General features: G+C 65.5%; 25 protein-coding genes and 1 tRNA gene. 13 read left to right on the forward strand and 13 right to left on the reverse strand.

Features of this window, described 5'->3' with window-relative positions; genetic code table 11:
- Nucleotides 1-90 precede the first annotated feature (90 nt).
- The 7 genes from coaE to U5809_RS23720 form a co-directional block, all read right to left on the reverse strand.
- The gene (gene coaE, locus U5809_RS23690) at nucleotides 91-699 is read right to left on the reverse strand and encodes a dephospho-CoA kinase (protein ID WP_322088323.1); all 609 of its coding nucleotides are present in this window, start codon (nucleotides 697-699) and stop codon (nucleotides 91-93) included.
- A gap of 1 nt (nucleotide 700) precedes the next feature.
- The gene (locus U5809_RS23695; RefSeq protein ID WP_322088324.1) at nucleotides 701-1,612 is read right to left on the reverse strand and encodes an A24 family peptidase; all 912 of its coding nucleotides are present in this window, start codon (nucleotides 1,610-1,612) and stop codon (nucleotides 701-703) included.
- A gap of 46 nt (nucleotides 1,613-1,658) precedes the next feature.
- Entirely contained in the window at nucleotides 1,659-2,870 is a 1,212-nt protein-coding gene (locus tag U5809_RS23700) for a type II secretion system F family protein (RefSeq protein ID WP_322088325.1), read from the reverse strand.
- Nucleotides 2,867-4,144 carry a GspE/PulE family protein gene (locus U5809_RS23705; RefSeq protein ID WP_322088326.1) on the reverse strand — a complete coding sequence of 426 codons (1,278 nt, stop codon included), beginning with the start codon at nucleotides 4,142-4,144 and terminating at the stop codon, nucleotides 2,867-2,869. The genes U5809_RS23700 and U5809_RS23705 overlap by 4 nt, the downstream gene beginning before the upstream one ends.
- Before the next feature lie 82 nt (nucleotides 4,145-4,226).
- Entirely contained in the window at nucleotides 4,227-5,519 is a 1,293-nt protein-coding gene (locus U5809_RS23710) for an HlyC/CorC family transporter (protein ID WP_176050926.1), read from the reverse strand.
- Between the two features lie 142 nt (nucleotides 5,520-5,661).
- Nucleotides 5,662-5,738 (reverse strand) — tRNA-Pro (locus tag U5809_RS23715).
- 180 nt (nucleotides 5,739-5,918) lie between these two features.
- Nucleotides 5,919-6,914: a polyprenyl synthetase family protein gene (locus tag U5809_RS23720; RefSeq protein ID WP_034182656.1), complete on the reverse strand. Its 996-nt coding sequence runs from the start codon at nucleotides 6,912-6,914 to the stop codon at nucleotides 5,919-5,921.
- A gap of 210 nt (nucleotides 6,915-7,124) precedes the next feature.
- Here U5809_RS23720 and rplU point away from each other — a divergent pair, with 210 nt between their 5' ends.
- From rplU to proB, 4 genes are all read left to right on the forward strand, one after another.
- Nucleotides 7,125-7,436, forward strand: a complete 312-nt coding sequence (gene rplU / locus U5809_RS23725) for a 50S ribosomal protein L21 (RefSeq protein ID WP_006025184.1) — start codon at nucleotides 7,125-7,127, stop codon at nucleotides 7,434-7,436.
- A 24-nt stretch (nucleotides 7,437-7,460) separates the two neighbouring features.
- Complete coding sequence (gene rpmA, locus U5809_RS23730; protein ID WP_006476999.1) at nucleotides 7,461-7,724, forward strand: 50S ribosomal protein L27; 264 nt, start codon at nucleotides 7,461-7,463, stop codon at nucleotides 7,722-7,724.
- Between the two features lie 187 nt (nucleotides 7,725-7,911).
- Nucleotides 7,912-9,024 carry a GTPase ObgE gene (gene obgE / locus U5809_RS23735; protein WP_322088327.1) on the forward strand — a complete coding sequence of 371 codons (1,113 nt, stop codon included), beginning with the start codon at nucleotides 7,912-7,914 and terminating at the stop codon, nucleotides 9,022-9,024.
- Between the two features lie 90 nt (nucleotides 9,025-9,114).
- A complete protein-coding gene (proB, locus tag U5809_RS23740; protein WP_282506617.1) occupies nucleotides 9,115-10,233 on the forward strand; it encodes a glutamate 5-kinase in 1,119 nt (372 codons plus the stop codon).
- A gap of 113 nt (nucleotides 10,234-10,346) precedes the next feature.
- Here proB and U5809_RS23745 read toward each other — a convergent pair whose 3' ends face one another.
- Both U5809_RS23745 and U5809_RS23750 read right to left on the reverse strand, forming a co-directional pair.
- On the reverse strand, nucleotides 10,347-10,955 hold the full coding sequence (locus tag U5809_RS23745) for a CNP1-like family protein (RefSeq protein ID WP_176050923.1): 609 nt from the start codon (nucleotides 10,953-10,955) through the stop codon (nucleotides 10,347-10,349).
- Between the two features lie 13 nt (nucleotides 10,956-10,968).
- On the reverse strand, nucleotides 10,969-11,616 hold the full coding sequence (locus tag U5809_RS23750; protein WP_176050922.1) for an RNA pyrophosphohydrolase: 648 nt from the start codon (nucleotides 11,614-11,616) through the stop codon (nucleotides 10,969-10,971).
- A 218-nt stretch (nucleotides 11,617-11,834) separates the two neighbouring features.
- On the opposite strand from U5809_RS23750, the gene U5809_RS23755 reads away from it, so the two are divergent.
- Entirely contained in the window at nucleotides 11,835-13,571 is a 1,737-nt protein-coding gene (locus U5809_RS23755) for a proline--tRNA ligase (protein ID WP_322088328.1), read from the forward strand.
- Between the two features lie 21 nt (nucleotides 13,572-13,592).
- The gene (locus U5809_RS23760; RefSeq protein ID WP_048251148.1) at nucleotides 13,593-14,195 is read left to right on the forward strand and encodes a MarC family protein; all 603 of its coding nucleotides are present in this window, start codon (nucleotides 13,593-13,595) and stop codon (nucleotides 14,193-14,195) included.
- 78 nt (nucleotides 14,196-14,273) lie between these two features.
- Here the strand turns inward: U5809_RS23760 and U5809_RS23765 are convergent, their stop codons facing one another.
- Nucleotides 14,274-14,825 carry a hypoxanthine-guanine phosphoribosyltransferase gene (locus U5809_RS23765; protein ID WP_282506623.1) on the reverse strand — a complete coding sequence of 184 codons (552 nt, stop codon included), beginning with the start codon at nucleotides 14,823-14,825 and terminating at the stop codon, nucleotides 14,274-14,276.
- Nucleotides 14,826-14,919: 94 nt separating this feature from the next.
- The gene (ffh, locus tag U5809_RS23770; RefSeq protein WP_282506624.1) at nucleotides 14,920-16,287 is read right to left on the reverse strand and encodes a signal recognition particle protein; all 1,368 of its coding nucleotides are present in this window, start codon (nucleotides 16,285-16,287) and stop codon (nucleotides 14,920-14,922) included.
- A gap of 89 nt (nucleotides 16,288-16,376) precedes the next feature.
- Between ffh and U5809_RS23775 the strand changes: the two genes are divergently transcribed.
- The 7 genes from U5809_RS23775 (at nucleotide 16,377) to U5809_RS23805 (ending at nucleotide 24,332) form a co-directional block, all read left to right on the forward strand.
- Nucleotides 16,377-17,270: an inner membrane protein YpjD gene (locus U5809_RS23775; protein ID WP_046544887.1), complete on the forward strand. Its 894-nt coding sequence runs from the start codon at nucleotides 16,377-16,379 to the stop codon at nucleotides 17,268-17,270.
- Nucleotides 17,271-17,283: 13 nt separating this feature from the next.
- Nucleotides 17,284-17,601, forward strand: coding sequence for a PP0621 family protein (locus tag U5809_RS23780; RefSeq protein WP_322088329.1), 318 nt, complete (start codon nucleotides 17,284-17,286; stop codon nucleotides 17,599-17,601).
- Complete coding sequence (ampD, locus tag U5809_RS23785; RefSeq protein ID WP_322088330.1) at nucleotides 17,598-18,188, forward strand: 1,6-anhydro-N-acetylmuramyl-L-alanine amidase AmpD; 591 nt, start codon at nucleotides 17,598-17,600, stop codon at nucleotides 18,186-18,188. Before U5809_RS23780 ends, ampD begins: the two co-directional genes overlap by 4 nt.
- 462 nt (nucleotides 18,189-18,650) lie before the next feature.
- Nucleotides 18,651-21,647, forward strand: coding sequence for a ribonucleoside-diphosphate reductase subunit alpha (locus U5809_RS23790; RefSeq protein WP_282506627.1), 2,997 nt, complete (start codon nucleotides 18,651-18,653; stop codon nucleotides 21,645-21,647).
- Nucleotides 21,648-22,010: 363 nt separating this feature from the next.
- Nucleotides 22,011-23,222: a ribonucleotide-diphosphate reductase subunit beta gene (locus tag U5809_RS23795; protein ID WP_014898151.1), complete on the forward strand. Its 1,212-nt coding sequence runs from the start codon at nucleotides 22,011-22,013 to the stop codon at nucleotides 23,220-23,222.
- Nucleotides 23,223-23,305: 83 nt separating this feature from the next.
- Nucleotides 23,306-23,632 (forward strand): hypothetical protein, encoded by a 327-nt coding sequence (locus U5809_RS23800; RefSeq protein ID WP_282506628.1) that lies wholly within the window; start codon nucleotides 23,306-23,308, stop codon nucleotides 23,630-23,632.
- A gap of 28 nt (nucleotides 23,633-23,660) precedes the next feature.
- Nucleotides 23,661-24,332, forward strand: a complete 672-nt coding sequence (locus tag U5809_RS23805) for a histone H1-like DNA-binding protein (RefSeq protein ID WP_282506629.1) — start codon at nucleotides 23,661-23,663, stop codon at nucleotides 24,330-24,332.
- 242 nt (nucleotides 24,333-24,574) lie between these two features.
- Here U5809_RS23805 and U5809_RS23810 read toward each other — a convergent pair whose 3' ends face one another.
- Together U5809_RS23810 and U5809_RS23815 are read right to left on the reverse strand one after the other, a co-directional pair.
- Nucleotides 24,575-25,048, reverse strand: coding sequence for a glycine zipper 2TM domain-containing protein (locus tag U5809_RS23810; RefSeq protein ID WP_282506630.1), 474 nt, complete (start codon nucleotides 25,046-25,048; stop codon nucleotides 24,575-24,577).
- Nucleotides 25,049-25,067: 19 nt separating this feature from the next.
- Complete coding sequence (locus U5809_RS23815) at nucleotides 25,068-26,006, reverse strand: carbohydrate kinase family protein (RefSeq protein WP_322088331.1); 939 nt, start codon at nucleotides 26,004-26,006, stop codon at nucleotides 25,068-25,070.
- Nucleotides 26,007-26,032 lie beyond the last annotated feature (26 nt).

Raw genomic sequence — 26,032 nt, forward strand, 5'->3', positions numbered from 1 at the left:
AGGGATTGAAACAATGCAGGACATTCTAATGCTCACTCTCTACCCTAGCAACGCGCCAATTTCGTACACCATCACGATCGCGCGCGATGCTCAGTGCGCGGCGGCCGCGAACGCGACATAGCGTTGGTGCAGTGCGTCGACCTGCGCGGCGAGTGCATCGGGCGTAACCGCGTCGTTGACGATCACGTCGTCGGCCGCCGCGAGGCGGGCTTCGCGCGTTGCCTGTCGCGCGATGATCGCTTCGACCTGCTCGCGCGTGAAGCCGTTGCGCCGCATCACGCGCGCGATCTGCGTTTCGACCGGGCAATCGACGACAAGCACACGATCGCTGCGCGTCTTCCAGTTGCCTGACTCGACGAGCAGCGGCACGACGAACATCACGTACGGGCCCTGCGCTTCGCGTGTCTCGCGATCGGTCTCCGCGCGGATCAGCGGATGCGTGATCGCTTCGAGGCGCCGGCGCGCATCGTCGTCGCTGAAGATCAGCGTGCGCATCTTCGCGCGATCGAGCGAGCCGTCGGCGGCAACGAAGCCGAGGCCGAACGCCTGTTCGATCGCGGGCATCGCAAGGCCGCCGGGAGCGGTTATGCGGTGGGCGATCAGATCGGTATCGACGAGCGACGCGCCGCGGGCGCCGAACAGGTCGGCGACGGTCGTCTTGCCGCTGCCGATGCCGCCCGTGAGTCCTACTGCGAACATGTCAGCCTCCGAGCGCGAAATAGAAAGGCGTGCCGAAAAACAGCGTCGCGACGCCGCCGGCCGCGAGGAACGGGCCGAACGGAATCGGCTCCTCGAAGCGCATGCGGCCGCGCCAGGTCGCGACGAGCCCGACGATCGCGCCCGTCACCGCGGCGAACAGCACGACCTGCGGCAGCGCGGCCCAACCCATCCACGCGCCGAGTGCGGCAAGCAGCTTCAGGTCGCCGAAGCCGATGCCCTCGATGCCGCGCAACCATTTGAACAGCCAGTAGATCGACCACAGGAACAGGTAGCCGGCCATCGCACCGATCACGGCCGAGCGCAGCGACGTGAACGTGCCGCCGAGATTCAGCGCAAGCCCGGCCCAGAGCAGCGGCAGCGTCATCGAATCGGGCAGGTAGCCGGTGCGGATGTCGATCGCGCTCATCGCGAGTAGTGCGGCGCACAGTGCGAACGCGGCGAGCGCGGCGAGCGTCGGGCCGAACGCGGCGAGCGAACCGGCGGCGAGCAGTGCGCACGCGAGCTCGACGAGCGGATAACGGATGCCGATCGCGTGGCCGCAGCGGCGGCAGCGCCCGCGCAGCATCAGATAGCTGACGAGCGGGATGTTCTCCCATGCGCGCAGCACATGGCCGCAATGCGGGCAGGCACTGCGCGGGCGCCACAGGTCGTAGCGCGGCGGATAACCGTCGTCGGGCGCGGCGCTGGCGTTGCCGGTCGCTTCATCGATCTCGGCCTGCCACGCGCGCTGCATCATCACGGGCAGCCGGTGCACGACCACGTTCAGGAAGCTGCCGATGCAAAGGCCGATGACGACCGCGAACGCGTACTGCAGCGCGGGCGGCAGCATCGCCAGCGCGAGCAACGTGCTCTCGGGCGAATCGGGAACGGCGGACAGGGGCACGGGCGTCATGAGGCTCAAGGTTCGGACTTAAAAGGCGACAGAATCGGTTGCGATGCTACACCACGTTGCCGAGCTGAAGGATGGGCAGGTACATCGCGATCACGAGGGCGCCGACGAGCGCGCCCAGGACGATCACGATCAGTGGTTCGCCGAGCGCGGCGAGCGCATCGAGACGTGCGTCGAGCTGGCGTTCGCACAGCGCGGCGATGTCGGCGAGCATCGTGTCGAGCGCGCCGGTTTCCTCGGCGACGGCGATCGGCTGGACGACGTCGTCCGGAAAGCAGCCGGCCGACTGCATCGCATCGGCGAGACGTGCGCCGCGCAACACGCGTGCCGCGATGTGCGCGGTGGCGTGCGCGAACACGGGGTGGCCGGCCGTGCGCTCGAGCGTGGCGAAGGTGTCCGCGAGCGGCACACCTGCGCCGAGCAGCGTCGCGAGCGAACGGCACCAGCGGGCGGCCGCGTAACGCTCGAGCACGCTGCCTGCGAGCGGAGCGCGCAGCAGGTGCCGCGCGACTGCATGGCGCAACGGCGCCGACCGCCGAAGCGCGTGATGCGCGGCGAGCGCCGCTGCCGCAGCGCCGGCCGCGAGCATGCCGCCCCACGTCGACAGCGCGGCGGAGAGCGCGAGCAGTGCGCGGGTCGGCGCGGGCAGGGCCGCGCCGAATCCGTCGAAGATCTGCCGGAATGTCGGCACGACCCATACCATCAACGCGACCGAGATCGCGAGCGCGAACAGGATGACGGCAGCCGGATACGCGAGGGCGGCCCGCAGCTTGCGCCATTGCGCGTCGGCGCGCTCGCGGTGTTCCGCGACGCGTGTCAGCACGATGCCGAGCGAGCCGGACGCTTCGCCGACTTCGATCAACTGGCGATAGAGCGTGCCGAACTGCGACGGATAGCGTGCGAGCGCATCGGCGAAGCGCCGGCCGCCGACGATCTCGCGGGCGAGGCCCGCCGCAATGCGCGGCAGGCCGTCGCGCGATCGTGTATGGGCGAGCGTCTCGAGCGACGGTGCGAGCGGCAGCCCGGCCTGCAACAGGCTCGCGAGCTGGCGCGTGAAACGCGTGACCTCGCGGGCGTCGGCGGTCGGCGGCCGGGCCGGCCCGCGGACGTCGAGCGACAGCACCGCGATGCCGTCGCGCGCGAGCGTGGCGCGCGCGGCTGCGGCGTCGAAAGCGACGACGGTCCCGTGGCGCAGCGTGCCGTTGCGACGGCGGCCGCGCCAGGCGAAGCGGGTTTCGCGCGGTGGCGTGCGCATGTTCATACCGCGGGGGTGGTGGCGACGGCTTCCGCGATGCTCGTCGTGCCGTCCCGCACGCGGGCGAATGCCGCGTCGCGCAGGTTGCGCACGCCTTCGGCCGCCGCGCATTGCGCGAGCTCGCCGACGCTTGCCCGCGCGACGATGCGTTCGGCCAATTCAGGCGAGACCGGCATCGTCTGATGCAGCCCGATGCGGCCGCGATAGCCGATCCCGTGACAGGCGGCGCAGCCGCGCGCGACGAACGGCCGCCATCCGTCTGCCAGCGCCGCCGGGTCGCAGCCGGCTTCCCGCAGCACGTGCGCCGGTGCATCCGACGGCACACGGCATGCGACGCACAGACGCCGGACGAGGCGCTGCGCGGTGACGAGTTGCAGCGCGGCGGCGAGGTTATACGGTGCGACGCCGATATCGAGCATGCGTGCGATGGCGGCCGGCGCGTCGTTCGTATGCAGCGTCGACAGCACGAGATGGCCGGTCTGCGCGGCCTTGATCGCGACGTCGGCCGTTTCCGCATCGCGGATCTCGCCGACCATGATGATGTCCGGATCCTGCCGCAACAGCGCACGCAGCGCCGTCGCGAATGTGAGCCCGGCCTTGTCGGCGACGCCGACCTGGTTGATCCCGTCGAGCTGGATTTCGGCGGGATCCTCGACCGTGCAGACGTTGTGCGCGTCGCGATCGAGCATCTGCAGTGCGCAATACAGCGACAGCGTCTTGCCGCTGCCGGTCGGGCCCGTGACGAGCACGAGGCCGTGCGGTGCGCGTATCGCGGCCTCCATCGCGGCGGCCTGCTGTGTGTCGAAGCCGAGCCGCGTGAGCGTGAGATCGGGCGGCAGCGTTTCGAGGCGCCGTAGCACGAGCTTTTCGCCGAACAGCGTCGGCAGCGAACTGACGCGGTAGTCGCCGCGCGTACGGCCGTCGATCGCGATGCGCAGCCTGCCGTCCTGCGGGAGCCGCCGCTCGGCGATATCCATGCGCGCGAGCACCTTGATCCGCGTGACGAGCGCGTCGCGCAGGTGCACGGGCGGCTGCGCATGGTCGTGCAGCACGCCATCGATGCGCAGGCGGATGCGCCAGCCGGTTTCGAACGGTTCGACGTGGATGTCGGATGCGTCGCGCACGCGTGCCGCGTGCAGCGTGTCCGTCAGCAGCCGCACGGCCGGTGCATCGTCGAGCTGGGCCGCATCGAGTGCGCGAGGCGCGGCGACAGGCGGCGCGTCGGAGCGGGTGGGCGACGGCTGCGTGCGCAGCGGCGCCCCGGGAGGAGGGAAGGGCATGTGAGCCGGCACGCTGGCCGCCTGTTGACGTGACCTGCAGATGGTCGCGCGTCGCGGGCGGCGCCGGCAGTCAGCCGTTCGGCTAGCGGCCGGTGGCGCGTGCGGTGCGCGAGCCGCGCGGCTTGAAGAGCTTGACGGTGCGCACGGCCTGATCGTCGCTGCGCATCACCTCGAGCATCACGTCGCCGATTTTCAGGCACACGTCGTCTTCCGGAATTTCCTCGAGGATTTCGAGCACCAGTCCGTTCAGCGTCTTCGGCCCGTCGGTCGGCAGCTTCAGGTGCAGCCAGCGGTTCAGTTCGCGCAGCGGCATGCTGGCCGAGACGATGCATTCGCCGTTCTCGTCCCAGCCGCCCGCGCGTTCGCTGCGCGGCATCGACGTCGTGAATTCGCCGATCAGTTCCTCGATGATGTCCTCGGGCGTGACGAGCCCTTCGAGCTCGCCGTACTCGTTGACGACGAGCGCGGTCCGCTGCCGCGTTTCCTGGAAAAACTGCAGCTGCTGGACCACCGGCGTGCCCGACGGCACGTAGTACGGCTCGGAGAGCAGCGTGCGCAGCGTCTCGCGGTCGAACTCCTGGTTGTGCAGCGCGGTGAGCGTCTTGCGTACGTGCAGCACGCCGAGCACCCTGTCGATGTCGCCTTCGTAGACGACGAGCCGGTTGTGATAGCAGGTCTCGAGCTGGTGCAGGACGTCGTCGAGCGGCGCGTAGAAGTTGAGCGACTCGATCTGGCGGCGCGGCACCATCACATCGTCGACCGTGATGTTCTCGAGGTCGAACAGGTTGAGCAGGATGCTGCGGTGCTTGGTCGGCATGAAACTGCTCGATTCGAGCACGATGGCCCGGAGCTCGTCGGCCGACATCCGCTGGTCGCGGCCCTTCTTCGTGTTGATGCGCAGCACCCACAGCACGCCGTTCGCGAGCGCGTTGACGAACCAGACGACCGGCTTGAACACGCGCATCAGCGGCGCGATCACGAGGCTCGCGGGCAGCGCGATGCGTTCGGGGAAGGTCGCGCCGACGATCTTCGGCGCGATTTCCGCGAACACGATGATCAGGAACGCGACGATGCCGGTCGCGATCGACAGCGCGAGGTTGTTGCGGCCGAACGTATGCAGCGCGAGCGACGTCGTCAGGACCGGGATGATCGTGTTGAACAGGTTGTTGCCGATCAGGATCACGCTGAGCAGCAGGTCAGTGCGCGTGAGCAGGCCTTGCGTGGTCTTCGCGCCGAGCGCGCCCTGGCCGGCGAGATGCTTCAGCCGATGGCGGTTGAGCGCCATCATCGCGGTCTCGGAAATCGAAAAGAAGCTGGAACAGAGGAGAAGCAGGAAGACGGCGCCGATTTGCGCCCATAAGGGAATTTGGTCCACGCGTCGGAATGGGCAGTGAAGGACAGGGATGGAGGGAATATAGCAGAGGCCGGCGACCGCGATGTGTCGTGCGCGACACGAGGGGCCCGCGGCGGCCGGGTAAAAAAAAACCGTGCACATGGTGCACGGTTTTTTACAAATCTGGTCGGGGTGAGAGGATTCGAACCTCCGGCCTCTACGTCCCGAACGTAGCGCTCTACCAGGCTAAGCTACACCCCGATTTGGACTCTTCCGATTTCGCAGTCTTCTTCAAGACCGCTGCGTCGTCGAGCAAGAACATAACTATAACGACGTTTCTTCAGAAAGGGAAGACCTTGGAGAAGAAAATTTTCGAGACAGGTGATTTCCCCGTCTCGAACGCGCGTCGTCGCAACCGTGGCGACGACGTGCGCGATTGACTTACGACTGTCGCGACGTCGAATACGAGCACAGCGCGAGCAGGCTTTCCTTGTAGATCGAATCGGGGAACGCCGCGATTGCTGCCGCTGCGGCCTGTGCTTCCTGGCGTGCGCATTCGAGCGTGTGATCGAGCGCACCCGAGCGCGTGATCGCTTCGAAGATCGTGTCGAAGCGATCGGTGCCGCCCTGTTCGATCGCCTCGCGCGCCAGCGCCGATTGCTCGGGCGTGCCGCGTTCGATCAGATAGATGAGCGGCAGCGTCGGCTTGCCTTCGCGCAGGTCGTCGCCGGCATTCTTGCCCATGGCCTCGACGGTGCCCGCGTAGTCGAGCCAGTCGTCCATGATCTGGAATGCGGTGCCGATCCGGCGCCCGTATTCGGCGGCGGCGGCTTCGGTCGGCGCATCGGCGCCCGCGAGTACCGCGCCCAGGCGGGCCGACGCCTCGAACAGCTTGGCCGTCTTGTAGCGGATCACCTGCATGTAGCGCGTTTCGTCGACGTCGGCGTCGTGCATGTTGAGCAGCTGCAGCACCTCGCCTTCGGAAATGATCGTCGTCGCTTCGGACAGGATCTCCATCACGCGCATCTTGCCGACGCCGACCATCATCTCGAACGAGCGCGAGTAGAGGTAATCGCCTACCAGCACGCTCGCCGCGTTGCCGAACAGCGCATTGGCGGTCTGCCGGCCGCGGCGCAGCTCTGATTCGTCGACGACGTCGTCATGCAGCAGCGTGGCCGTGTGGATGAACTCGACGACGGCGGCCAGCACGTGCCGCTGGTGCGACGTTTCGCCGAGCGCGCCGGCGACGAGCAGCAGCAACGCCGGACGCAGCCGCTTGCCGCCCGCGCCGATGATGTACTCGGCGATCTGGTTGATCAGCAGCACGTCGGACGCGAGGCTTTGCCGGATAACGCGATTCACCTGCTCCATGTCGCTGGTGATCGGGGCGAGCAGGTGGGCGGCGCTGAGGGTGGGGGAGGCGGTGGACGACGACATGATGATGGAATTGGGTGATGCGGCGGATTATAAGTCGAATCCGCGAAATCCCGGTCTGTCAGACGTGCCGCAGCCGTGATTTTGGCCGTTCGGCCAGGGCTTGCGCGCGGCAATCGTCGATCGGTTTTGACTTCGGTGCTAAGCCCATGTATAATCACGTGTTTTCCGCGCGTGGTGTGCGGAAAAATTGGATCCAGAGTGAGGTTCTCAATGTACGCGGTCATAAAAACCGGCGGCAAGCAGTACAAGGTTGCCGTTGGCGAAAAACTCAAAGTAGAACAGATACCGGCTGACATTGACGCTGAAATCACGCTCGACCAGGTTCTCGCAGTGGGCGAAGGCGAATCGATTAAGTTCGGTACGCCGCTGGTCAGTGGGGCTTCCGTCAAGGCCACCGTTGTGTCGCACGGTCGTCATGCCAAGGTCACCATCTTCAAGATGCGTCGCCGGAAGCACTACCAAAAGCACGGCGGCCACCGCCAGAACTACACTGAGCTGCGCATCGACGCGATCAACGCGTAAGCGCCTCGGTAAAGGAGCAATCAGATGGCACACAAAAAGGCAGGCGGCTCTTCCCGGAACGGCCGCGACTCCGAGTCGAAGCGTCTCGGCGTGAAAGTGTACGGCGGCCAGGCAATCAATGCCGGCGGCATCATCGTGCGTCAGCGCGGTACGCGCATGCACGCAGGCGAGAACGTCGGCATGGGCAAGGATCACACCCTGTTCGCGCTGGTTGACGGTCACGTCAAGTTCGCGACGAAGGGCGCGGACAAGAAGCATCTGGTCATCGTTGTCCCGGCGGCTGCCTAAGTCAGGCACCTACGGGCTTCGTAGCCGAAAGGCCCCGCAGTCTTCGCGGGGCCTTTTTTTATTTGGTCGCCGGGCGCAGGTGCGTGCCGGCGGCCCTCGCGCAACCGGCGTACGATCGGCCGAATGGCAGATTGTTCAAGCGTGCCGGCGCGCGGCACAATAGCGGAAATACTGGGCGGAGTGACGAATGAAGTTCATTGACGAAGCACGAATCGAAGTCATCGCCGGCGACGGAGGCGATGGCAGCGCGTCGATGCGCCGCGAGAAATTCGTCCCGTTCGGCGGGCCGGACGGCGGCGACGGCGGCCGGGGCGGTAGCGTCTACGCGATCGCCGACCGAAACATCAACACGCTGATCGACTACCGATACGCGAAGAAGCACCTCGCGCGCAACGGCGAAAACGGCCGCGGCTCGGATTGCTACGGCAAGGGCGGCGACGACGTCACGCTGCGCATGCCGGTCGGCACGATCATCAACGACATGGATACCGGCGAGCTGATTGCCGACCTGACCGAGCACGACCAGCAGGTGATGCTTGCCCAGGGCGGCTCCGGCGGCCTCGGCAACCTGCATTTCAAGTCGAGCACGAACCGTGCGCCGCGCCAGAAGACGGACGGCAAGCCGGGCGAGCGGCGCATGCTGAAGCTCGAGCTGAAGGTGCTCGCCGACGTTGGCCTGCTCGGCATGCCGAACGCAGGCAAGTCGACGTTCATCTCGTCGGTGTCGAACGCGCGGCCGAAGATTGCCGACTACCCGTTCACGACGCTTGCGCCGAATCTCGGCGTGGTGCGCGTCGGCCCGAGCAAGAGCTTCGTGATCGCCGACATCCCGGGGCTGATCGAGGGTGCGGCTGAAGGCGCGGGCCTCGGGCATCAGTTCCTGCGCCACCTGCAGCGCACGGGCGTGCTGCTGCATCTGGTCGATCTCGCGCCGTTCGACGAAAGCGTCGATCCGGTCGCGGAAGCGACTGCGATCGTCGGCGAGCTGCGCAAGTACGACGAAGCGCTGTACGAGAAACCGCGCTGGCTCGTGCTCAACAAGCTGGACATGGTGCCGGAAGACGAGCGCGAAGCGCGCGTCGCCGATTTCCTCGACCGTTTCGGCTGGGACGGCCCCGTGTTCGAGATTTCGGCATTGACGGGCCAGGGCTGCGAAGCGCTGTGCTACGCGATCTACGATTACCTGTCTGAACATTCGGACGCGCACCGTGCGGCAAAGGCGGAAGATCTTGCGGCGGACGTGCGTTTCCGCGATGCGCCGCCGGCAGACGGCGGTGCAGTGCCGGGCGACGACGCCTGAGCGATTCCGGAATGCGCCGGGCGTGCCGCCCGGCGTCGGCGTTCAATCGCGCCCGGCCGGGCAGGCATCAGATACAGGAGACAGTGCAGGATGCGTTCGATCATCGCGGATTCGAAGCGATTGGTGGTGAAGGTGGGTTCCAGCCTCGTGACCAACGACGGAAAGGGGCTCGATCATGCTGCAATCGGCCGCTGGGCAGCCCAGATCGCCGCGTTGCGTGCGCAGGGCAAGGAAGTCGTGCTCGTCAGTTCGGGTGCGATTGCCGAAGGGATGCAGCGGCTCGGCTGGAGCAAGCGGCCGCGGGAAATCGACGAGTTGCAGGCCGCCGCGGCAGTCGGCCAGATGGGGCTCGCGCAGGTCTATGAGAGCCGCTTCACCGAGCACGACATCCGCACCGCGCAGATCCTGCTCACGCACGCCGACCTGGCCGATCGCGAGCGCTACCTGAATGCGCGTTCGACGCTGCTCACGCTGCTGCGGCTCGGCGTCGTGCCGATCATCAACGAGAACGACACGGTCGTCACCGACGAAATCAAGTTCGGCGACAACGACACGCTCGGCGCGCTGGTCGCGAACCTGATCGAAGGCGATGCGCTGATCATCCTGACCGACCAGACCGGGCTGTTCACGGCCGATCCGCGCAAGGACCCGAACGCGACGCTCGTCGCCGAGGCCAATGCGGGCGCACCGGAACTCGAGGCGATGGCTGGTGGCGCCGGTTCGAGCCTCGGTCGCGGCGGGATGCTGACGAAGATCCTCGCGGCGAAGCGTGCGGCACACAGCGGCGCCAACACCGTGATCGCGAGCGGCCGGGAGACCGACGTGCTCGTGCGCCTGGCGGCGGGCGAGGCGATCGGCACGCAGCTGATCGCGCGTACCGCGCGGATGGCGGCGCGCAAGCAATGGATGGCCGACCATCTGCAGGTGCGCGGTCATGTCGTGATCGACGCCGGCGCAGTCGAAAAGCTGACGGCCGGTGGCAAGAGCCTGCTGCCGATCGGCGTGATCGACGTGCAGGGCGCGTTCGCGCGCGGCGAGGTGATCGCGTGTGTCGGCCCCGACGGGCGCGAAGTGGCGCGCGGGCTCACGAACTACAGCAGCGCGGAAACGAAGCTGATTCACCGCAAGCCGAGCGGCGAGATCGAGACGGTGCTCGGCTACATGCTGGAGCCCGAACTGATCCATCGCGACAACCTCGTGCTGGTGTGATCGCCGGCCACGGTTTCGGCACTCCAGGCAGTCCAATGAAAAAGCCCGCGCGATGCGGGCTTTTTTCATGCGGCATGGTGACTGGTGACGCGGATGGCCCGCGCCGCGCGCCGTCAGCGCAACTGCGTCATCGCGGTGCGGTGGAACCGGATGTTTTCCAGGATCTGCCGGGTCGAGCCTTGCGGCATCTTGTTCGAGCAGAAGTAGTCCTGATAGAGCGCGGAGTGGTAGGCGTTCAGCTCGCCGTTCTCGATGCGCCGCCAGTCGTTCTCGACGGTGCGATCCCAGCCGTTGTGGTCGGAGTTCAGGCCGGCATATTGGCGCCATTCGTAGGTGTCGCAGCGGATGCCTTCGTAGTTCACATTGCGCGCGCCGGCCGGGCTCGTGATGACGACCGCGTAGCGCACGACGCCATCGGTGCCGACGTCGAGCGACTTCGCATCGACGAAGAACTTGAGCGGCGTGTTCTGCGAGACGTTGAACGGCAGCAGGTCGCCCGTTTGCGGCAGCGGCGGCAGCGTGTCGACCGTGTTTTCCTTCCAGTTCCCCTGACGGTCAAGCAGATAGACGAACTCGCTGTCATCCTTGTTGGACGGCGCTTTCGAATTCGCGCAGCCGGCCAGGGCAGCCATCGCGGCGATCGATGCGAGCGCGAGAGCAATCGCTTTCAATATGCATTCCTCGTAAAAAAAGGGCGCGACACCAAGGTCGCGCCCGGTCATGCAGTCCGACTCGTCATTTGCCGACGATCACGTGGGGCGGCATCTCGTCGAGCGTGCTCGCTTCCACTTCGATCTCCGAACAGACTACCGATGTGTCGACAATCGTCAGCGTCTGCTGGGCCTGTATGCCAATGACGCGCGGATAGCGCGACATTCGCGGCCCACGCGGCTTCTCGGCTCGCTGCGCCGGGCGGCGCAGGAAGCGCGACAGTTCCGTCAGCGCCAACTGATAGACATCCCGCTTGAACTCGATCACCGCATCGAGCGGTACCCAGTACTCGTTCCAGCGCCACGCATCGAACTCCGGGTGGTCGGTCGCGCGCAAGCAAATGTCGCAATCGCGTCCAACCATCCGCAGCAGGAACCAGATCTGCTTCTGGCCGCGGTAATGACCGCGTACTTCGCGTTTGATGAACTTGTCAGGCACCTCGTAACGCAACCAGTCGCGCGTGCGACCGATTATCTTGACGTGTTCCGGATGCAGGCCCGTTTCCTCGTGCAGTTCCCGGTACATCGCCTGCATGGGGGTCTCGCCATACTTGATCCCACCTTGAGGAAACTGCCAGGAATGCTCGCGGAGCCGCTTGCCCCAAAACACCTCGTTGCGCGCGTTCAAGAGGATGATGCCGACGTTCGGGCGAAAGCCTTCACGATCCAGCATACAACCACCTTCGAATCCTTTAAAATTGCTTTGATTATAAACAGATAACGGGCGCTGCGCACCGTGACGGAGCGAATCCGCACGGGGTACACCGGCTGAATTGTCCCTGATTAGTCTGCTACGTCGTCTGCGCCATCGTCGTTCGTCGCGCGCAGCTTTTTCACCTTGAAACTTTTTCGGGCGCCCCGCCAGGGGGCGCCGTTTTTGGAACCGTCCGCATGAAAGCTTCCCGTTTCTTTATCGGCACCCTGAAAGAAGCTCCCGCCGACGCAGAGATCGTCAGCCACAAGCTGATGGTCCGCGCCGGCATGATCCGTCGCGTCGCCGGCGGCATCTATAACTACCTGCCGGTCGGCCTGCGTTCGATTCGCAAGGTCGAAGCGATCGTGCGCGAGGAAATGAACCGGGCGGGCGCCATCGAGCTGCTGATGCCGGCCGTGCAGCCGGCCGAGCTGTGGCAGGAATCGGGCCGCTGGGAACAGTACGGCCCCGAGCTGCTGCGCTTCAAGGACCGCAAGGACAACGACTTCGTGATCGGGCCGACGCACGAGGAAGTCGTCACCGACATCGCGCGCAACCAGATCAAGAGCTACCGGCAGATGCCGGTGAACTTCTACCAGATCCAGACGAAGTTCCGCGACGAGATCCGCCCGCGCTTCGGCGTGATGCGCGGCCGCGAATTCATCATGAAGGACGCGTATTCGTTCGACAAGGACGCGGCCGGCCTGAACGAGTCGTATCGCAAGATGTACGACGCGTACGTGCGCATCTTTACGCGCCTCGGCCTCGAGTTCCGTGCGGTCGCGGCCGACAGCGGCTCGATCGGCGGCAACTTCTCGCACGAATTCCACGTGATCGCCGATACCGGCGAGGACGCGATCGCCTACTGCCCGACCTCCGAGTTCGCGGCGAACATCGAGGCGGCCGAAGCGTTGCCGCTGATCGCCGAACGCGCAGCGCCGGCCGAGGCGATGGCGAAGGTCGCGACGCCCGGCAAGGCGAAATGCGAAGCCGTCGCCGAACTGCTGGCGATCCCGCTCGAGCGCACGATCAAGTCGATCGTGCTCGCGACCGACAACGAAGGCGCCGAGCCGACCATCTGGCTGGTGATGCTGCGTGGCGACCACGACCTGAACGAGATCAAGGTGTCGAAGCTGCCGGGCCTGAAGAACCACCGCTTCGCGACCGAGCAGGAAATCGTCGAGTGGTTCGGCACGCCGCCGGGCTATCTCGGCCCGGTCGGCACGAAGAAGCCCGTGAAGGTGATCGCGGACCGCACGGTCGCGAACATGAGCGACTTCGTCGTCGGCGCGAATGAGGTCGACTATCACATCGCCGGCGTGAACTGGGGCCGCGACCTGCCGGAACCGGACGTCGCCGACGTGCGCAACGTGAAGAAGGGCGACGCGTCGCCGGACGGCAAGGGCGTGATCGACATCTGCCGCGGCATCGAAGTCGGCCACGTGTTCCAGCTCGGCACCAAGTACTCGGAAGCGATGGGTGCGACGTTCCTCGACGAGTCGGGCAAGCCGCAGCCGATGCTGATGGGCTGCTACGGCGTCGGCGTCACGCGCATTCTCGGCGCGGCGATCGAACAGAATTTCGACGACCGCGGCATCATCTGGCCCGAGTCGATCGCGCCGTTCGAAGTCGTGCTGTGCCCGATGGGCTATGACCGCAGCGAGATGGTTCGCGAAACGGCCGACAAGCTGTACGCGGAACTCGTCGCGGCCGGCATCGACGTGATCCTCGACGATCGCGGCGAGCGCCCGGGCGTGATGTTTGCCGACTGGGAACTGATCGGCGTGCCGCACCGCCTCGTGATCGGCGAGCGCGGCCTGAAGGAAGGCAAGGTCGAGTACCAGGGCCGCCGCGACGCCGAAGCGACGCTGCTGCCGGCCGACGAAGCTGCGGCGACGGTCGCGGAGAAGATCCGCGCCGCGCTCGCACGCTAAGCACGGCGACCGGGGGACACGATGGAATACACGTTCCTGTCGGCCACCGTACTCCTGGTGCTGATCACCGATCCGCTCGGCAACATCCCGCTGTTCATTTCGGCGATGCGGGATGTGCCGCGCGAGCGGCGCGTGAAGCTGATCCTGCGTGAAGTGGGGATCGCGTTCGTGATCCTGCTGTTCTTCATGGTGGTCGGCGACCGCTTCCTGCGGATGATGAGCCTCACCGACCTGTCGCTGCGGCTCGGCGGCGGGATCGTGCTGTTCCTGATCGCGCTGCGGATGATCTTCCCGCATCCGGATGGCGCGCTCGGCAGCGATCCGCGCGCGGGCGGCGAGCCGTTCATCGTGCCGCTGGCGATTCCGGCGCTGGCCGGGCCGTCCGCGCTGGCGACGGTGATGCTGCTGACGTCGCAGGCGCCCGGCAAGATGCTCGAGTGGGTCGGTGCGCTGACGGTCACGATGATCGTCTGTGCGATCACGCTGGTACTGGCCGAACGGATCCAGCAATGGCTCGGCGAGCGGACGGTTGCCGCGTTCGAGCGGCTGATGGGCCTCGTGCTCGTCGCGATCTCGGTCGAGATGCTGCTGGCCGGCATCCGCGCGTTCGTGCACCAGTTATAAGGCGGCACGCGCACGAAAAAAAGCGGCGCTCCGGGAAACCGGAGCGCCGCTTTTCTTATAGGGCGGGCAGGGCGACGGTCAGACGTTGGTGGTCAGCGCGCGGATCGTCGGCAGGTTGCGCCAGTAGCCCTTCGCGTCCATCCCGCAGCCGAACACGTAGCGGTCCGGCACCGGGAAGCCGCAGAAGTCGGGGTGCAGCGGCTTCGCCTTCGCGAGCGTCTTCTCGCACAGCACGGCCGACATGAAGCGCTGCGCGCCCATGTCGAGGATCCGGTCGCGGATCGCGGCCATCGTCTCGCCTTCGTCGAGGATGTCGTCGAGCACGAGCACGATGCGGTCCTTCACCGATTCGCGCGGCGCGACGCGCCAGTGCATCTCCGGGCTGCCCTGCGTCGTATTGCGGTAGCGGGTCAGGTGGATGTAGTCGAATTCGAGCGGGAAATCGAGATGCGGCAGCAGCATCCCGGTAAACACCGCGGCGCCGCCCATCACCGAGAGAACGAGCGGGAACGCGTCGCCGATCTCGGCGCGGATCGCGTCGGCCATCTTGGAGATCGACGCGTTGACGGCATCGGCCGACACGATCTCTTCGGAGTGGTTGAAAATGTGGAGGGCTTCTTCGCGGTTCATGTGTTCTGGCGGGCAGTCGGTATACAAATAAGAATGAAGCAGAACGGCGGGCGCGCGCTACAGCAAAAACCCGCGCGCCGGCCGACGGGCGGAATCAGCGCATGCCGGGCATCATGCCCTTCAGGCCGCGCATCATCTTCTGCATGTTGCCGCCCTTCAGCTTCTTCATCATCGTACGCATCTGGTCGTACTGGTTCAGCATCCGGTTGACTTCCTGCACCGGCACGCCCGCGCCGGCTGCAATGCGGCGCTTGCGCGTCGCCTTGATGATTTCGGGCTTCGCGCGCTCGGCCGGCGTCATCGAGCTGATGATGCCTTCCATCCGGCGGATCGACTTCTCGGCCTGGCCCATGTCGGCGCCGGCGGCCGCCTGCTGGAATTGCGCGGGGAGTTTATCCATCAGCGACGACAGGCCGCCCATGTTCTTCATCTGCGAGATCTGCGCGCGGAAATCGTTCAGGTCGAAATCGCCGCCTTTCTTGACCTTGTCGGCGAGCTTCTGCGCGGCCTGCACGTCGACGCCGCGTTGCGCCTCCTCGACGAGCGCGAGGATGTCGCCCATGCCGAGGATCCGGTTCGCCATCCGGTCGGGGTGGAACACTTCCAGGCCGTCGAGCTTCTCGGCGACGCCGACGAACTTGATCGGCTTGCCCGTGATGTGACGCACCGACAGCGCGGCACCGCCGCGCGAGTCGCCGTCGAGCTTGGTCAGCACGACGCCGGTGAGCGGCAGCGTGTCGTTGAACGCCTTCGCGGTGTTGACCGCGTCCTGGCCGAGCATCGCGTCGACGACGAACAGCGTTTCGGCCGGCTTCAGCGTGCCGTGCAGCGCGGCGATTTCCTGCATCATCGCCTCGTCGATACCGAGGCGGCCGGCCGTATCGACGATCAGCACGTCATGGTAGTGGCGCTTCGCCCAGTCGACGGCCGCGACCGCGATGTCGACGGGCTTCTGGTCCGGCGTGGACGGGAAGAAGTCGGCGCCGACCTGTTCGCTCACCGTTTTCAGCTGCATGATCGCGGCCGGGCGATATACGTCGCACGACACGGTCAGCACCTTCTTCTTGTACTTCTCGCGCAGCAGCTTCGCGAGCTTGCCGACGGTCGTGGTCTTGCCCGCGCCCTGCAGGCCGGCCATCAGGATCACGGCGGGCGGCGTGACAGCCAGGTTCAGCTCGGCGGCCTTGCCTTCGTAGTCGCCGCCGATCACGGCGGTCAGTTCCTTCTGGACCACGCCGACGAGCGCCTGGCCCGGCGACAGGCTGCTGATCACTTCTTCGCCGAGCGCCTTTTCCTTGACCTTGGCGATGAATTCGCGGACGACGGGCAGCGAGACGTCAGCCTCCAGCAGCGCGAGACGCACCTCGCGGAGCATCTCCTGCGTGTTCGCCTCGGTAAGCCGGGCTTCGCCGCGCAGCGTCTTGACGACGCGCGCCATCCGTTGAGTGAGATTGTCGAGCATGGGGAGCGATGGACAGTGGGGCCCGAAGGCGCGGCGGAACCGAACAAAGGGAGCCGTCGCGGGAAGGGGGCCTAGTGTAAACTTCGAACATGGATATTGTACTGTATGCCCTCACCGCATTCCTGTACGGCGGCCTCGCCGTCGCAGGCTGGCGCACGCACCGCCAGGGCGCGACGCCGCTCGTCGCGAGCGTGCCGGCCGTGCCGGTTCCCGCGTCCGCCGCGTCCGGGATGAGCGGGGCCGGCCGAGCGCTGCTGTTCGCCGCGCTCGTCGCGCACGGCGTACTGCTCCATATGACGATCTTTCCGAACGACTCGATGGTGTTCGGCTTCGCGTTCGCGCTGTCCGCGATGTTCTGGCTCGGCGCAGGCATCTACTGGATCGAGAGCTTCTTCTTCCCGCTCGACAGCCTGCGCCTGCTGGTCTTGCCGCTCGCGTGCGGCGCGTCGCTGCTGCCGCTCGTGTTCGGCGGCGTGCGGGTGCTTCCTTATGCCGCAGCGCCGCTGTTCAAGCTGCACTTCCTGATCGCGAACATCGCGTACGGCCTGTTCGCGATCGCCGCGCTGCACGCGATCCTGATGCTGATGGTCGAGCGGCGCCTGCAATCGCTGAGGAGCGGCGGGCGCGACGGCTCGACGGGCTGGATCGCGAGCTGGCTCGAAACGCTGCCGCCGCTGCTCACGCTCGAGAAGCTGCTGTTCCGCCTGATCGGCGCCGGCTTCGTGCTGCTCACGCTGACGCTCGCGTCGGGCATCCTGTTCAGCGAGCAGGTCGACGCGCGCGCGCTGCGGCTCGACCACAAGACCGTGTTCGCGATCCTGTCGTGGCTGATGTTCGGCGGTCTGCTGGTTGCGCGCAAGACGTCGGGCTGGCGCGGCCGTGGCGCCGCGCGCTGGGTGCTCGTGTCGTTCGCCGCGCTGCTGCTCGCGTATGTCGGCAGCCGGTTCGTTTTCGAGGTGCTGCTGCACCGTTCCGTGGTTTGAACGCAGGTTTCCGATGCGACAGATTCTTCTCCTGATTCTTCTCTTCTTCGCGGGTTCCTGGCTCACGCGCAAGCTGCGCCAGGCCCAGGAGCAAGCGCAGGCCCGCACCGGCCGCGGCGCGGGTCACGACGGCGCGCCCGGTGCCGGCGGCGCCGGCGCCGCGCGCCCGAACGGCGACGCGCGCTCGCTGCCCGAGCCGATGGTGCGCTGCGCCGAATGCGGCGTGCATGCGCCGAAGGGCGACGCGGTCGCCGCGGGCGGCGAATACTTCTGCAGCACCGAGCACGCACAGCGCCACGCCGCGCGTGCAAGCGGTCACGACGCACGATGAGCGACGCGCCGTTGTTGTCGGTCGACGCGAACGGCTGGGTGCGCGAAGCGCGCCATGCGCCGTCGCCGAACTTCGAGGTGCGGCCCGCGGGTGCGGTGCCGACGCTCGTGATCGTCCACAACATCAGCCTGCCGCCCGGCGAGTTCGGCGGCGACGCGATCGAGGCGCTGTTCCTGAACCGCCTCGACTGCGATGCGCACCCCTATTACCAGAGCCACCTGCGCGGCGTGCGCGTGTCCGCGCACTTCCTGATCCGGCGCGGCGGCGAGCTCGTGCAGTTCGTGTCGTGCGACGAGCGCGCGTGGCACGCGGGCTCGTCCGAGTTCTTCGGCCGGGTGCGCTGCAACGACTTCTCGATCGGCATCGAGCTCGAAGGCGCGGACGACGTGCCGTTCGACGATGCGCAATACGCGGTCCTGGCCGCGCTCTCCCGCGCGCTCGCCGGGCACTATCCGGTCGACGCATTCGCGGGGCACTCGGACGTCGCGCCGGGCCGCAAGACCGACCCGGGCCCGCACTTCGATTGGCAACGCTTCGCGAGCGATGCCGGTTTTTCCGCCGAATACTTTCCTTTCCGTCAGCACTGATCGCAGGGTTTTTGAGCCGGCGAAATTTTTTTTTCCGACCAATGCCTTGTCACGTCTGCCCCTCCGGGCGGCCGGTGTGATGTCAATACCTTCAGCGCAAATTATCCGTTTTGACCTCCTTCGAATGTCCACTATACTTGGTGCCAGTTGAGTAGTTCTGTACTAGATATAGTGTGTGTCGCAGGGGAAACCCGAGCGGCACCGGCCGGCGGGCAACGCCGGCGGACAGGGTTCTCAGGGCGGCGCGTCAGGCCGGGTGGTCCGGGCGTCGCGATCAGCGCAGCGAACATCGACGGGGCAGGGGATACATGACGAAGCACACGACCGGATCGGTTGTCGCGCATCGACCCAACCGGCTTCCCCGGCGCATCGCTCGCCTCTTACCGCTCGCGCACCACGTTGCGCAGCGTTCGTTTTAATCCGCGGTTCTCTCCGCACCATCCAACACCAGGAGCTTTGCACATGCAAACCACCGACAACGCGACGTCCCAGTACGAGAGCGCCTCGAGCCGTCCGCTCGGCGGGACCGAACAGGGCGCGAAGGCGCTCGCGCCGCAGGCCACGTTCGCCGACTACAAGGTGATCCGCCGCAACGGCAGTGTGGTTTCGTTCGAACCTTCGAAGATCGCGATCGCGGTGACCAAGGCTTTCCTGGCCGTCAACGGCGGGCAGGGCGCGGCATCGGCGCGCGTGCGCGAGCAGGTCGAACAGCTGACGCAGAACGTCGTGCGCGCACTCGTGCGCAGCCGCCCGAACGGCGGTACGTTCCATATCGAAGACATCCAGGACCAGGTCGAACTCGCGCTGATGCGCGGCGGCGAGCACAACGTCGCGCGTGCGTACGTGCTGTATCGCGAGAAGCGTCACCTCGAGCGCCAGCATGCGGGCGAGGAAGCAGCGGCAGCGGGCGGCGAGTCGAGCACTGGCATCAACGTCGTCGACAACGGCGTCACGCGTCCGCTCGACCTGAACGCGCTGCGCGCGCTGATCGTGTCGTCGTGCGAAGGCCTCGGCGCTGCGGTTAACCCTGACCCGATCGTCGCCGAAACGGTGAAGAACCTGTACGACGGCGTGCCGATGAGCCAGGTCTACGACTCGGCGATCCTCGCAGCGCGCACGATGATCGAAAAGGATCCGGCATACAGTCAGGTCACGGCCCGCATCCTGCTGCACACGATCCGTCGCGAGATCCTCGGCGAGGAAGTCGTGCAGGCCGAGATGTCGGCCCGCTACGCGGAATACTTCCCGCAGTTCCTGAAGCGCGGCGTCGACGCCGGCCTGCTCGACGACAAGCTGCTGCAGTTCGACCTGAAGCGCCTCGGTGAAGCGCTCGACGCGAACCGCGACCTGCAGTTCGGCTACCTCGGCCTGCAGACGCTGTACGACCGCTACTTCCTGCACGTCGAAGGCAGCCGCATCGAAATGCCGCAGGCATTCTTCATGCGCGTCGCGATGGGCCTGTCGCTGAACGAGATCGACCGCGAAACGCGCGCGATCGAGTTCTACAACGTGCTGTCCAGCTTCGACTTCATGAGCTCGACGCCGACGCTGTTCAACTCGGGCACGCACCGCTCGCAGCTGTCGTCGTGCTACCTGACGACGGTCGCGGACGATCTCGACGGCATCTATGAAGCGCTGAAGGAAAACGCGCTGCTGTCGAAGTTCGCCGGCGGTCTCGGCAACGACTGGACGCGCGTGCGTGCACTCGGCTCGCATATCAAGGGCACGAACGGCAAGTCGCAAGGCGTGGTCCCGTTCCTGAAGGTCGTGAACGATACGGCCGTCGCGGTGAACCAGGGCGGCAAGCGCAAGGGCGCGGTCTGCGCGTACCTCGAATCGTGGCACCTCGACATCGAGGAGTTCCTCGAGCTGCGCAAGAACACCGGTGACGACCGCCGCCGCACGCACGACATGAACACGGCGAACTGGATTCCCGACCTGTTCATGAAGCGCGTGATGGAAGGCGCCGACTGGACGCTGTTCTCGCCGTCGACCTGCCCGGACCTGCACGACAAGTTCGGCGCCGATTTCGAGAAGGCTTACACGGCTTACGAAGAGAAGGTCGCACGCGGCGAGATCAAGCTGTTCAAGAAGATCCCGGCGGCGCAGCTCTGGCGCAAGATGCTCGGCATGCTGTTCGAGACGGGCCACCCGTGGATCACGTTCAAGGATCCGTGCAACGTGCGCTCGCCGCAGCAGCACGTCGGTGTCGTCCACTCGTCGAACCTGTGCACGGAAATCACGCTGAACACGAGCGACACCGAAATCGCGGTGTGCAACCTCGGCTCGGTGAACCTCGTCGCCCACCTGGTGAAGCAGGCCGACGGCAGCTACGCGCTCGACCACGACAAGCTGAAGCGCACGATCAGCGTCGCGATGCGCATGCTCGACAACGTGATCGACATCAACTACTACGCGGTGCCGAAGGCGCGTAACTCGAACCTGAAGCACCGTCCGGTCGGCATGGGCATCATGGGCTTCCAGGACTGCCTGCACCTGCTGCGCACGCCGTACGCGTCGACCGAAGCAGTCGAGTTCGCCGATCGTTCGATGGAAGCGGTGTGCTACTACGCGTACCACGCGTCGACCGAGCTGGCCGAAGAGCGTGGCCGCTACTCGAGCTACCGCGGCTCGCTGTGGGATCGCGGCATCCTCCCGCAGGACACGCTGAAGCTGCTGGCCGAAGCGCGCGGCGGCTATGTCGAGGTCGACACGTCGGAGTCGCTCGACTGGACGACGCTGCGTTCGCGGATCGCCACGCACGGCATGCGCAACTCGAACTGCGTCGCGATCGCGCCGACGGCGACGATCTCGAACATCATCGGCGTGTCGGCCTGTATCGAACCGACCTTCCAGAACCTGTACGTGAAGTCGAACCTGTCGGGCGAATTCACGGTGGTGAACGAGTACCTGGTGCGCGACCTGAAGGAACGCGGCCTGTGGGACGAAGTGATGGTCGCCGACCTGAAGTACTTCGACGGCATGCTGTCGCGCATCGACCGCATCCCGGCCGACCTGCGCGCGATCTACGCGACCGCGTTCGAAGTCGACCCGACGTGGCTGGTCGAAGCGGCATCGCGTCGCCAGAAGTGGATCGACCAGGCGCAGTCGCTGAACATCTATATGGGCGGCGCGTCGGGCAAGAAGCTCGACGAGGTCTACAAGCTCGCATGGCTGCGCGGCCTGAAGACGACCTACTACCTCCGCACGATGGCGGCGACGCACGTCGAGAAGTCGACGGTCGCACACGGCGCGCTGAACGCGGTGCCGACGAGCGGCGGTTCGAGCAGCGGCGGCGCGCAAGGCGCAGCCGGCGGCTTCGGCGCGGCAGGCGGCGCAGCATCGTCGTCGGGCGCAGTCGACGCGGCACCGGCACTCGCGCCGGTCGAGGCCGACGGTCCGGTGTGCACGATGCGTCCGGGCGATCCCGGCTTCGACGAGTGCGAAGCGTGCCAGTAACGCAACGCGCCTGACCTGAAGAAGGTTCGGGCGGCGCACACGACGACCGATCGAGGTTGAAGTGTGCGCCGCTCTCAACTAAAAAAATGATAAGGAATCTGTAACGCGGCACCTGCGTTGCAGGCAGTGACAAGCGATCGAAACATCCCCGACGACGTCGCGTTTCGATCAGCGTTCGATGCGTCGAGCGCACCTCGCGATACACACGCGACTCACGTCGCGCGCTGCATGAACGACGAAGCGTTGCTCAAAGTGTTGTATCGAGGTCGCAAGGCGAATCGAAAAAAGGATTTTTCGTGAGCGAACCCTTTTATCGCTCAGGAAAAGATGGTACAAACCGTTCTAAATTGATGGTGAGAATTTATGCTCAACTGGGATGACGAGAAGACTGCCGTAACCCCCGCGAGCGGAGCGCAGCAAAACGCGATGCGCACCTCCGCCGGGATGGCTGTCGGAATGCAGGCTGCAACGCCTGCCGCCCATCAGGTCCGTGACATTTTCGAAGGCGATCTTGCGGTGCCGCCGCAAGCATCGGCTGTTCCCGCCGGCGGTTCGGAAGCGCGGGTCAATGTCGCCGACAAGCGCATCATCAACGGCCAGACTGACGTGAATCAGCTGGTGCCGTTCAAGTACAAGTGGGCGTGGGAAAAGTATCTGGCCGGTTGCGCGAACCACTGGATGCCGCAGGAAATCAACATGTCCCGCGACATCGCACTGTGGAAGGACCCGAACGGTCTGACCGAGGACGAGCGCCGCATCGTGAAGCGCAACCTCGGCTTCTTCGTGACGGCCGATTCGCTCGCGGCGAACAACATCGTGCTCGGCACGTACCGCCACATCACGGCGCCCGAGTGCCGGCAGTTCCTGCTGCGCCAGGCGTTCGAGGAAGCGATCCACACGCACGCGTACCAATACATTGTCGAATCGCTCGGTCTCGATGAAGGCGAGATCTTCAACGCGTACCACGAGGTCACGTCGATCCGCGCGAAGGACGAATTCCTGATTCCGTTCATCCACACGCTGACGGATCCGGCCTTCAAGACCGGCACGCTCGAAGCGGACCAGAAGCTGCTGAAGTCGCTGATCGTGTTCGCCTGCATCATGGAAGGCCTGTTCTTCTATGTCGGGTTCACGCAGATCCTCGCACTCGGCCGCCAGAACAAGATGACGGGTGCTGCAGAGCAATATCAGTACATCCTGCGCGACGAGTCGATGCACTGCAACTTCGGCATCGACCTGATCAACCAGATCAAGCTCGAGAATCCGCATCTCTGGACCGCGGAATTCCGCGCCGAGATCCGCGAGCTGTTCAAGCAGGCTGTCGAACTCGAATACCGCTACGCCGAAGACACGATGCCGCGCGGCGTGCTGGGTTTGAACGCGTCGATGTTCAAGAGCTATCTGCGCTTCATCAGCAACCGCCGTTGCCAGCAGATCGGCCTCGATCCGCTGTACCCGAACGAGGAAAACCCGTTCCCGTGGATGAGCGAGATGATCGACCTGAAGAAGGAACGCAACTTCTTCGAGACGCGTGTGATCGAGTATCAGACGGGGGGCGCGCTGTCCTGGGAATAACCCGCAGCAGCGAACCCGTCACGTGATGTGAGCAGCCGGTGGCCTCTCGGCGCCGGCCCAAGGTTTAGGAGCAAGAACGCCTGATGCAAAGCATGCCCGGTGCCTCAACGGCCCAACGATACGACCGGCACTTTGCGAACCCTTCAGTGGGATGGGCAAACTTCCCTCCGGATAAAGCGGACGGCCGTGTGGCGGTCCGCTTGATCAAGCGATTAGGGGTAGCGGCGCGAGGTGCGCCGGCTACCGACTTGATTTGGCGCGCGAGGCCGAGTGGTCACGCGCGCCATACCGTATTCATTAGCGTAAGCGCGTGGTATCCGCGTACGCCGATGAATAGCCCGCTTCGAAGCGCACGTCCTGAACAGCGTCCGCGGGAAGCGGGTTTTGACGAAGGGTGTAGTTTGAACTGACTCTCATCTGAACCTGAAGGAGAACAACATGGCTACTGCCAAGAAGAAACCGGCTGCTAAGAAGGTTGCTGCCAAGAAGACCGTTGCGAAGAAGGCTGCTGCTCCGGCGAAGAAGGCCGCTGCAGTGAAGAAGGTCGCAGCGAAGAAAGTCGCAGTGAAGAAGGTTGCTGCGAAGAAGGCAGCACCGGCGAAGAAGGCCGCTGCGAAGAAGGTTGCAGCCAAGAAGGTCGCAACGAAGAAAGTCGCAGTGAAGAAGGTTGCTGCGAAGAAGGCGGCACCGGCGAAGAAGGCCGCTGCGAAGAAGGTTGCAGCCAAGAAAGTCGCAGTGAAGAAGGTTGCTGCGAAGAAGGCAGCACCGGCGAAGAAGGCTGCTGCGAAGAAGGCAGCGCCGGCGAAGAAGGCTGCTGCCAAGAAGGCTGCGCCTGCCAAGAAGGCTGCTGCCAAGAAGGCTGCGCCTGCGAAGAAGGCCGCTGCGAAGAAGGCTGCGCCTGCCAAGAAGGCTGCCCCTGCGAAGGCGGCTGCTGCTCCGGCGAAGAAGGCTGCTGCCCCGAAGAAGGCTGCTGCTCCGAAGAAGGCCGTCGTGAAGAAGGCTGCGCCGGCAACGACCGCGTCGACCGCATCGGTTGCGCCGGCATCGGGCGCGAAGACCGCGCTCAACCCGGCAGCTGCATGGCCGTTCCCGACCGGCAGCCGTCCGTAATCACGGCTGACCAGCACCACCCGGACACTCACGTGGTGTCCGTGGGTTGAGTAGCGCTACTCAATCAGTCCCGCCATCTGGCTCAGGTGGCGGGATTTTTTTCGTCCGCATTCGCCGAGGCGTCGAGGGGCGTACGCCGGCTGCCCGTACGCCGACTGCGGCGAGTACGGACGAAAAAAAACGCATGTGCAGCTTCGCACATGCGTTCGACCGCGGCTTGCGCCGCGCGCTGAGGATACCGGTTAGTGCGTGACGCGCGTGACGCCGCCGCTCGACAGCAATCGCACACGCTCGCCGGCGCGGAACGCTTCGCCGCTTGCCGCTTGCGTGATCGAGCGCAGATCGCCGTTGTCGAGGCGCACGGTGATTTCGACACCGTTCGCCGTGCTGAGGTTTTCGCCGACCGCGTTACCCGCGACCGCGCCGACGAGGCCGCCGGCGATTGCCGTCAGGATCGAGCCTTTGCCGCCGCCGATCGCGCTGCCTGCGACCGCGCCGAGTGCGCCGCCGCCGAGCGTGCCGATCGCGCTGCCGCCGCCGTCGGACTGGATGCGTACCGCGCGGACGCTTTCGACCGTGCCCATGCGGACCGTCTGTTCGCGCTGCGCCTGGCCGACGCTATAGACATCGGCCGAACCGGGTGCCGTGAAGCAGCCGGCGAGCGTCAGCGTGGCCGTCAGCATGGCCGCGAGCGTGAGGGTTTTTTTCATCAACATCTTTGCTCTCCCACAATATTCATTTGAGACTGTAACCGAATGCAGTCTCGAAGCGCGCGTCGATTTCGGCGCGCGTCAGTACGTAAGTCTGGGGCCCCTGGTGGGCGATCTTGAGCGAGCCCATCAGGCTCGCGAGGCGCCCCGTGGTTGCCCAGTCGAGGCCATGCTCGATGCCGTACAGCAGACCGCCGCGGAAGGCATCGCCACAGCCGGTCGGATCGGCGATGCGCTCGGCCGGCACGACAGGAATCTGCTCCGTGCCTTGCTTGTGGCGGATGGTCGCGCCATGTTCGCCACGCGTAATGACGAGAGCGTCGACCCGGCTGGCGATTTCATCTTCGGACCAACCCGTCTTGTCGCTCACCAGCTTCGCCTCGTAGTCGTTGACCGCTACATAGGTCGCAAGTTCAATGCTGCGGCGCAGCGTCGCACCGTCGAACAGCGGCAGACCCTGGCCCGGGTCGAACACGAACGGCACACCGGCCTTGGCGAGCTCTTCCACGTGCTGCACCATCCCGTCGAAGCCGTCCGGGCCGACGATCGCGAGCTTGATGTCCGGCGCGTCGCCCGCATGGTTCAGGTGCGACTGCATCATCGCGCCCGGGTGGAACGCCGTGATCTGGTTGTTGTCGAGATCGGTCGTGATCATCGCTTGCGCCGTATACGTATCGGGCAACACACGAACGTGGTCGCGGCGCAGGCCGAGCTGGTCGAGCCGGTCGAGATACGGCTGCGCGTCGAGCGCGCCCATCGTCCCCATCACGCGCGCATCGCCACCCAGCAGGTGCAGCGCGTACGCGATGTTGCCCGCGCAGCCGCCGAATTCGCGGCGCATCGTCGGCACGAGGAAGCTCAGGTTGATGAGGTGCACCTGGTCGGGCAGGATGTGCTCGCGGAACCGCCCTTCGAAGGTCATGATGGAGTCGTAGGCGATCGAGCCGCAAATCAGCGTAGCCAAGGTGTGCGTTCCTGTAGAAATGAGGG

Origin of the sequence: Burkholderia sp. BCC1999 (assembly GCF_905339975.1) — a bacterium.
Lineage (GTDB): Bacteria > Pseudomonadota > Gammaproteobacteria > Burkholderiales > Burkholderiaceae > Burkholderia.

Coding starts and splice junctions, on each gene's coding strand:
- coaE (WP_322088323.1), bottom strand. CDS start 699: ATGTTCGCAGTAGGACTCACGGGCGGCATCGGCAGCGGCAAGACGACC.
- U5809_RS23695 (WP_322088324.1), bottom strand. CDS start 1,612: ATGACGCCCGTGCCCCTGTCCGCCGTTCCCGATTCGCCCGAGAGCACG.
- U5809_RS23700 (WP_322088325.1), bottom strand. CDS start 2,870: ATGAACATGCGCACGCCACCGCGCGAAACCCGCTTCGCCTGGCGCGGC.
- U5809_RS23705 (WP_322088326.1), bottom strand. CDS start 4,144: ATGCCCTTCCCTCCTCCCGGGGCGCCGCTGCGCACGCAGCCGTCGCCC.
- U5809_RS23720 (WP_034182656.1), bottom strand. CDS start 6,914: ATGTCGTCGTCCACCGCCTCCCCCACCCTCAGCGCCGCCCACCTGCTC.
- rplU (WP_006025184.1), top strand. CDS start 7,125: ATGTACGCGGTCATAAAAACCGGCGGCAAGCAGTACAAGGTTGCCGTT.
- rpmA (WP_006476999.1), top strand. CDS start 7,461: ATGGCACACAAAAAGGCAGGCGGCTCTTCCCGGAACGGCCGCGACTCC.
- obgE (WP_322088327.1), top strand. CDS start 7,912: ATGAAGTTCATTGACGAAGCACGAATCGAAGTCATCGCCGGCGACGGA.
- proB (WP_282506617.1), top strand. CDS start 9,115: ATGCGTTCGATCATCGCGGATTCGAAGCGATTGGTGGTGAAGGTGGGT.
- U5809_RS23745 (WP_176050923.1), bottom strand. CDS start 10,955: ATGACCGGGCGCGACCTTGGTGTCGCGCCCTTTTTTTACGAGGAATGC.
- U5809_RS23750 (WP_176050922.1), bottom strand. CDS start 11,616: ATGCTGGATCGTGAAGGCTTTCGCCCGAACGTCGGCATCATCCTCTTG.
- U5809_RS23755 (WP_322088328.1), top strand. CDS start 11,835: ATGAAAGCTTCCCGTTTCTTTATCGGCACCCTGAAAGAAGCTCCCGCC.
- U5809_RS23760 (WP_048251148.1), top strand. CDS start 13,593: ATGGAATACACGTTCCTGTCGGCCACCGTACTCCTGGTGCTGATCACC.
- U5809_RS23765 (WP_282506623.1), bottom strand. CDS start 14,825: ATGAACCGCGAAGAAGCCCTCCACATTTTCAACCACTCCGAAGAGATC.
- ffh (WP_282506624.1), bottom strand. CDS start 16,287: ATGCTCGACAATCTCACTCAACGGATGGCGCGCGTCGTCAAGACGCTG.
- U5809_RS23775 (WP_046544887.1), top strand. CDS start 16,377: ATGGATATTGTACTGTATGCCCTCACCGCATTCCTGTACGGCGGCCTC.
- U5809_RS23780 (WP_322088329.1), top strand. CDS start 17,284: ATGCGACAGATTCTTCTCCTGATTCTTCTCTTCTTCGCGGGTTCCTGG.
- ampD (WP_322088330.1), top strand. CDS start 17,598: ATGAGCGACGCGCCGTTGTTGTCGGTCGACGCGAACGGCTGGGTGCGC.
- U5809_RS23790 (WP_282506627.1), top strand. CDS start 18,651: ATGCAAACCACCGACAACGCGACGTCCCAGTACGAGAGCGCCTCGAGC.
- U5809_RS23795 (WP_014898151.1), top strand. CDS start 22,011: ATGCTCAACTGGGATGACGAGAAGACTGCCGTAACCCCCGCGAGCGGA.
- U5809_RS23800 (WP_282506628.1), top strand. CDS start 23,306: ATGCAAAGCATGCCCGGTGCCTCAACGGCCCAACGATACGACCGGCAC.
- U5809_RS23805 (WP_282506629.1), top strand. CDS start 23,661: ATGGCTACTGCCAAGAAGAAACCGGCTGCTAAGAAGGTTGCTGCCAAG.
- U5809_RS23810 (WP_282506630.1), bottom strand. CDS start 25,048: ATGTTGATGAAAAAAACCCTCACGCTCGCGGCCATGCTGACGGCCACG.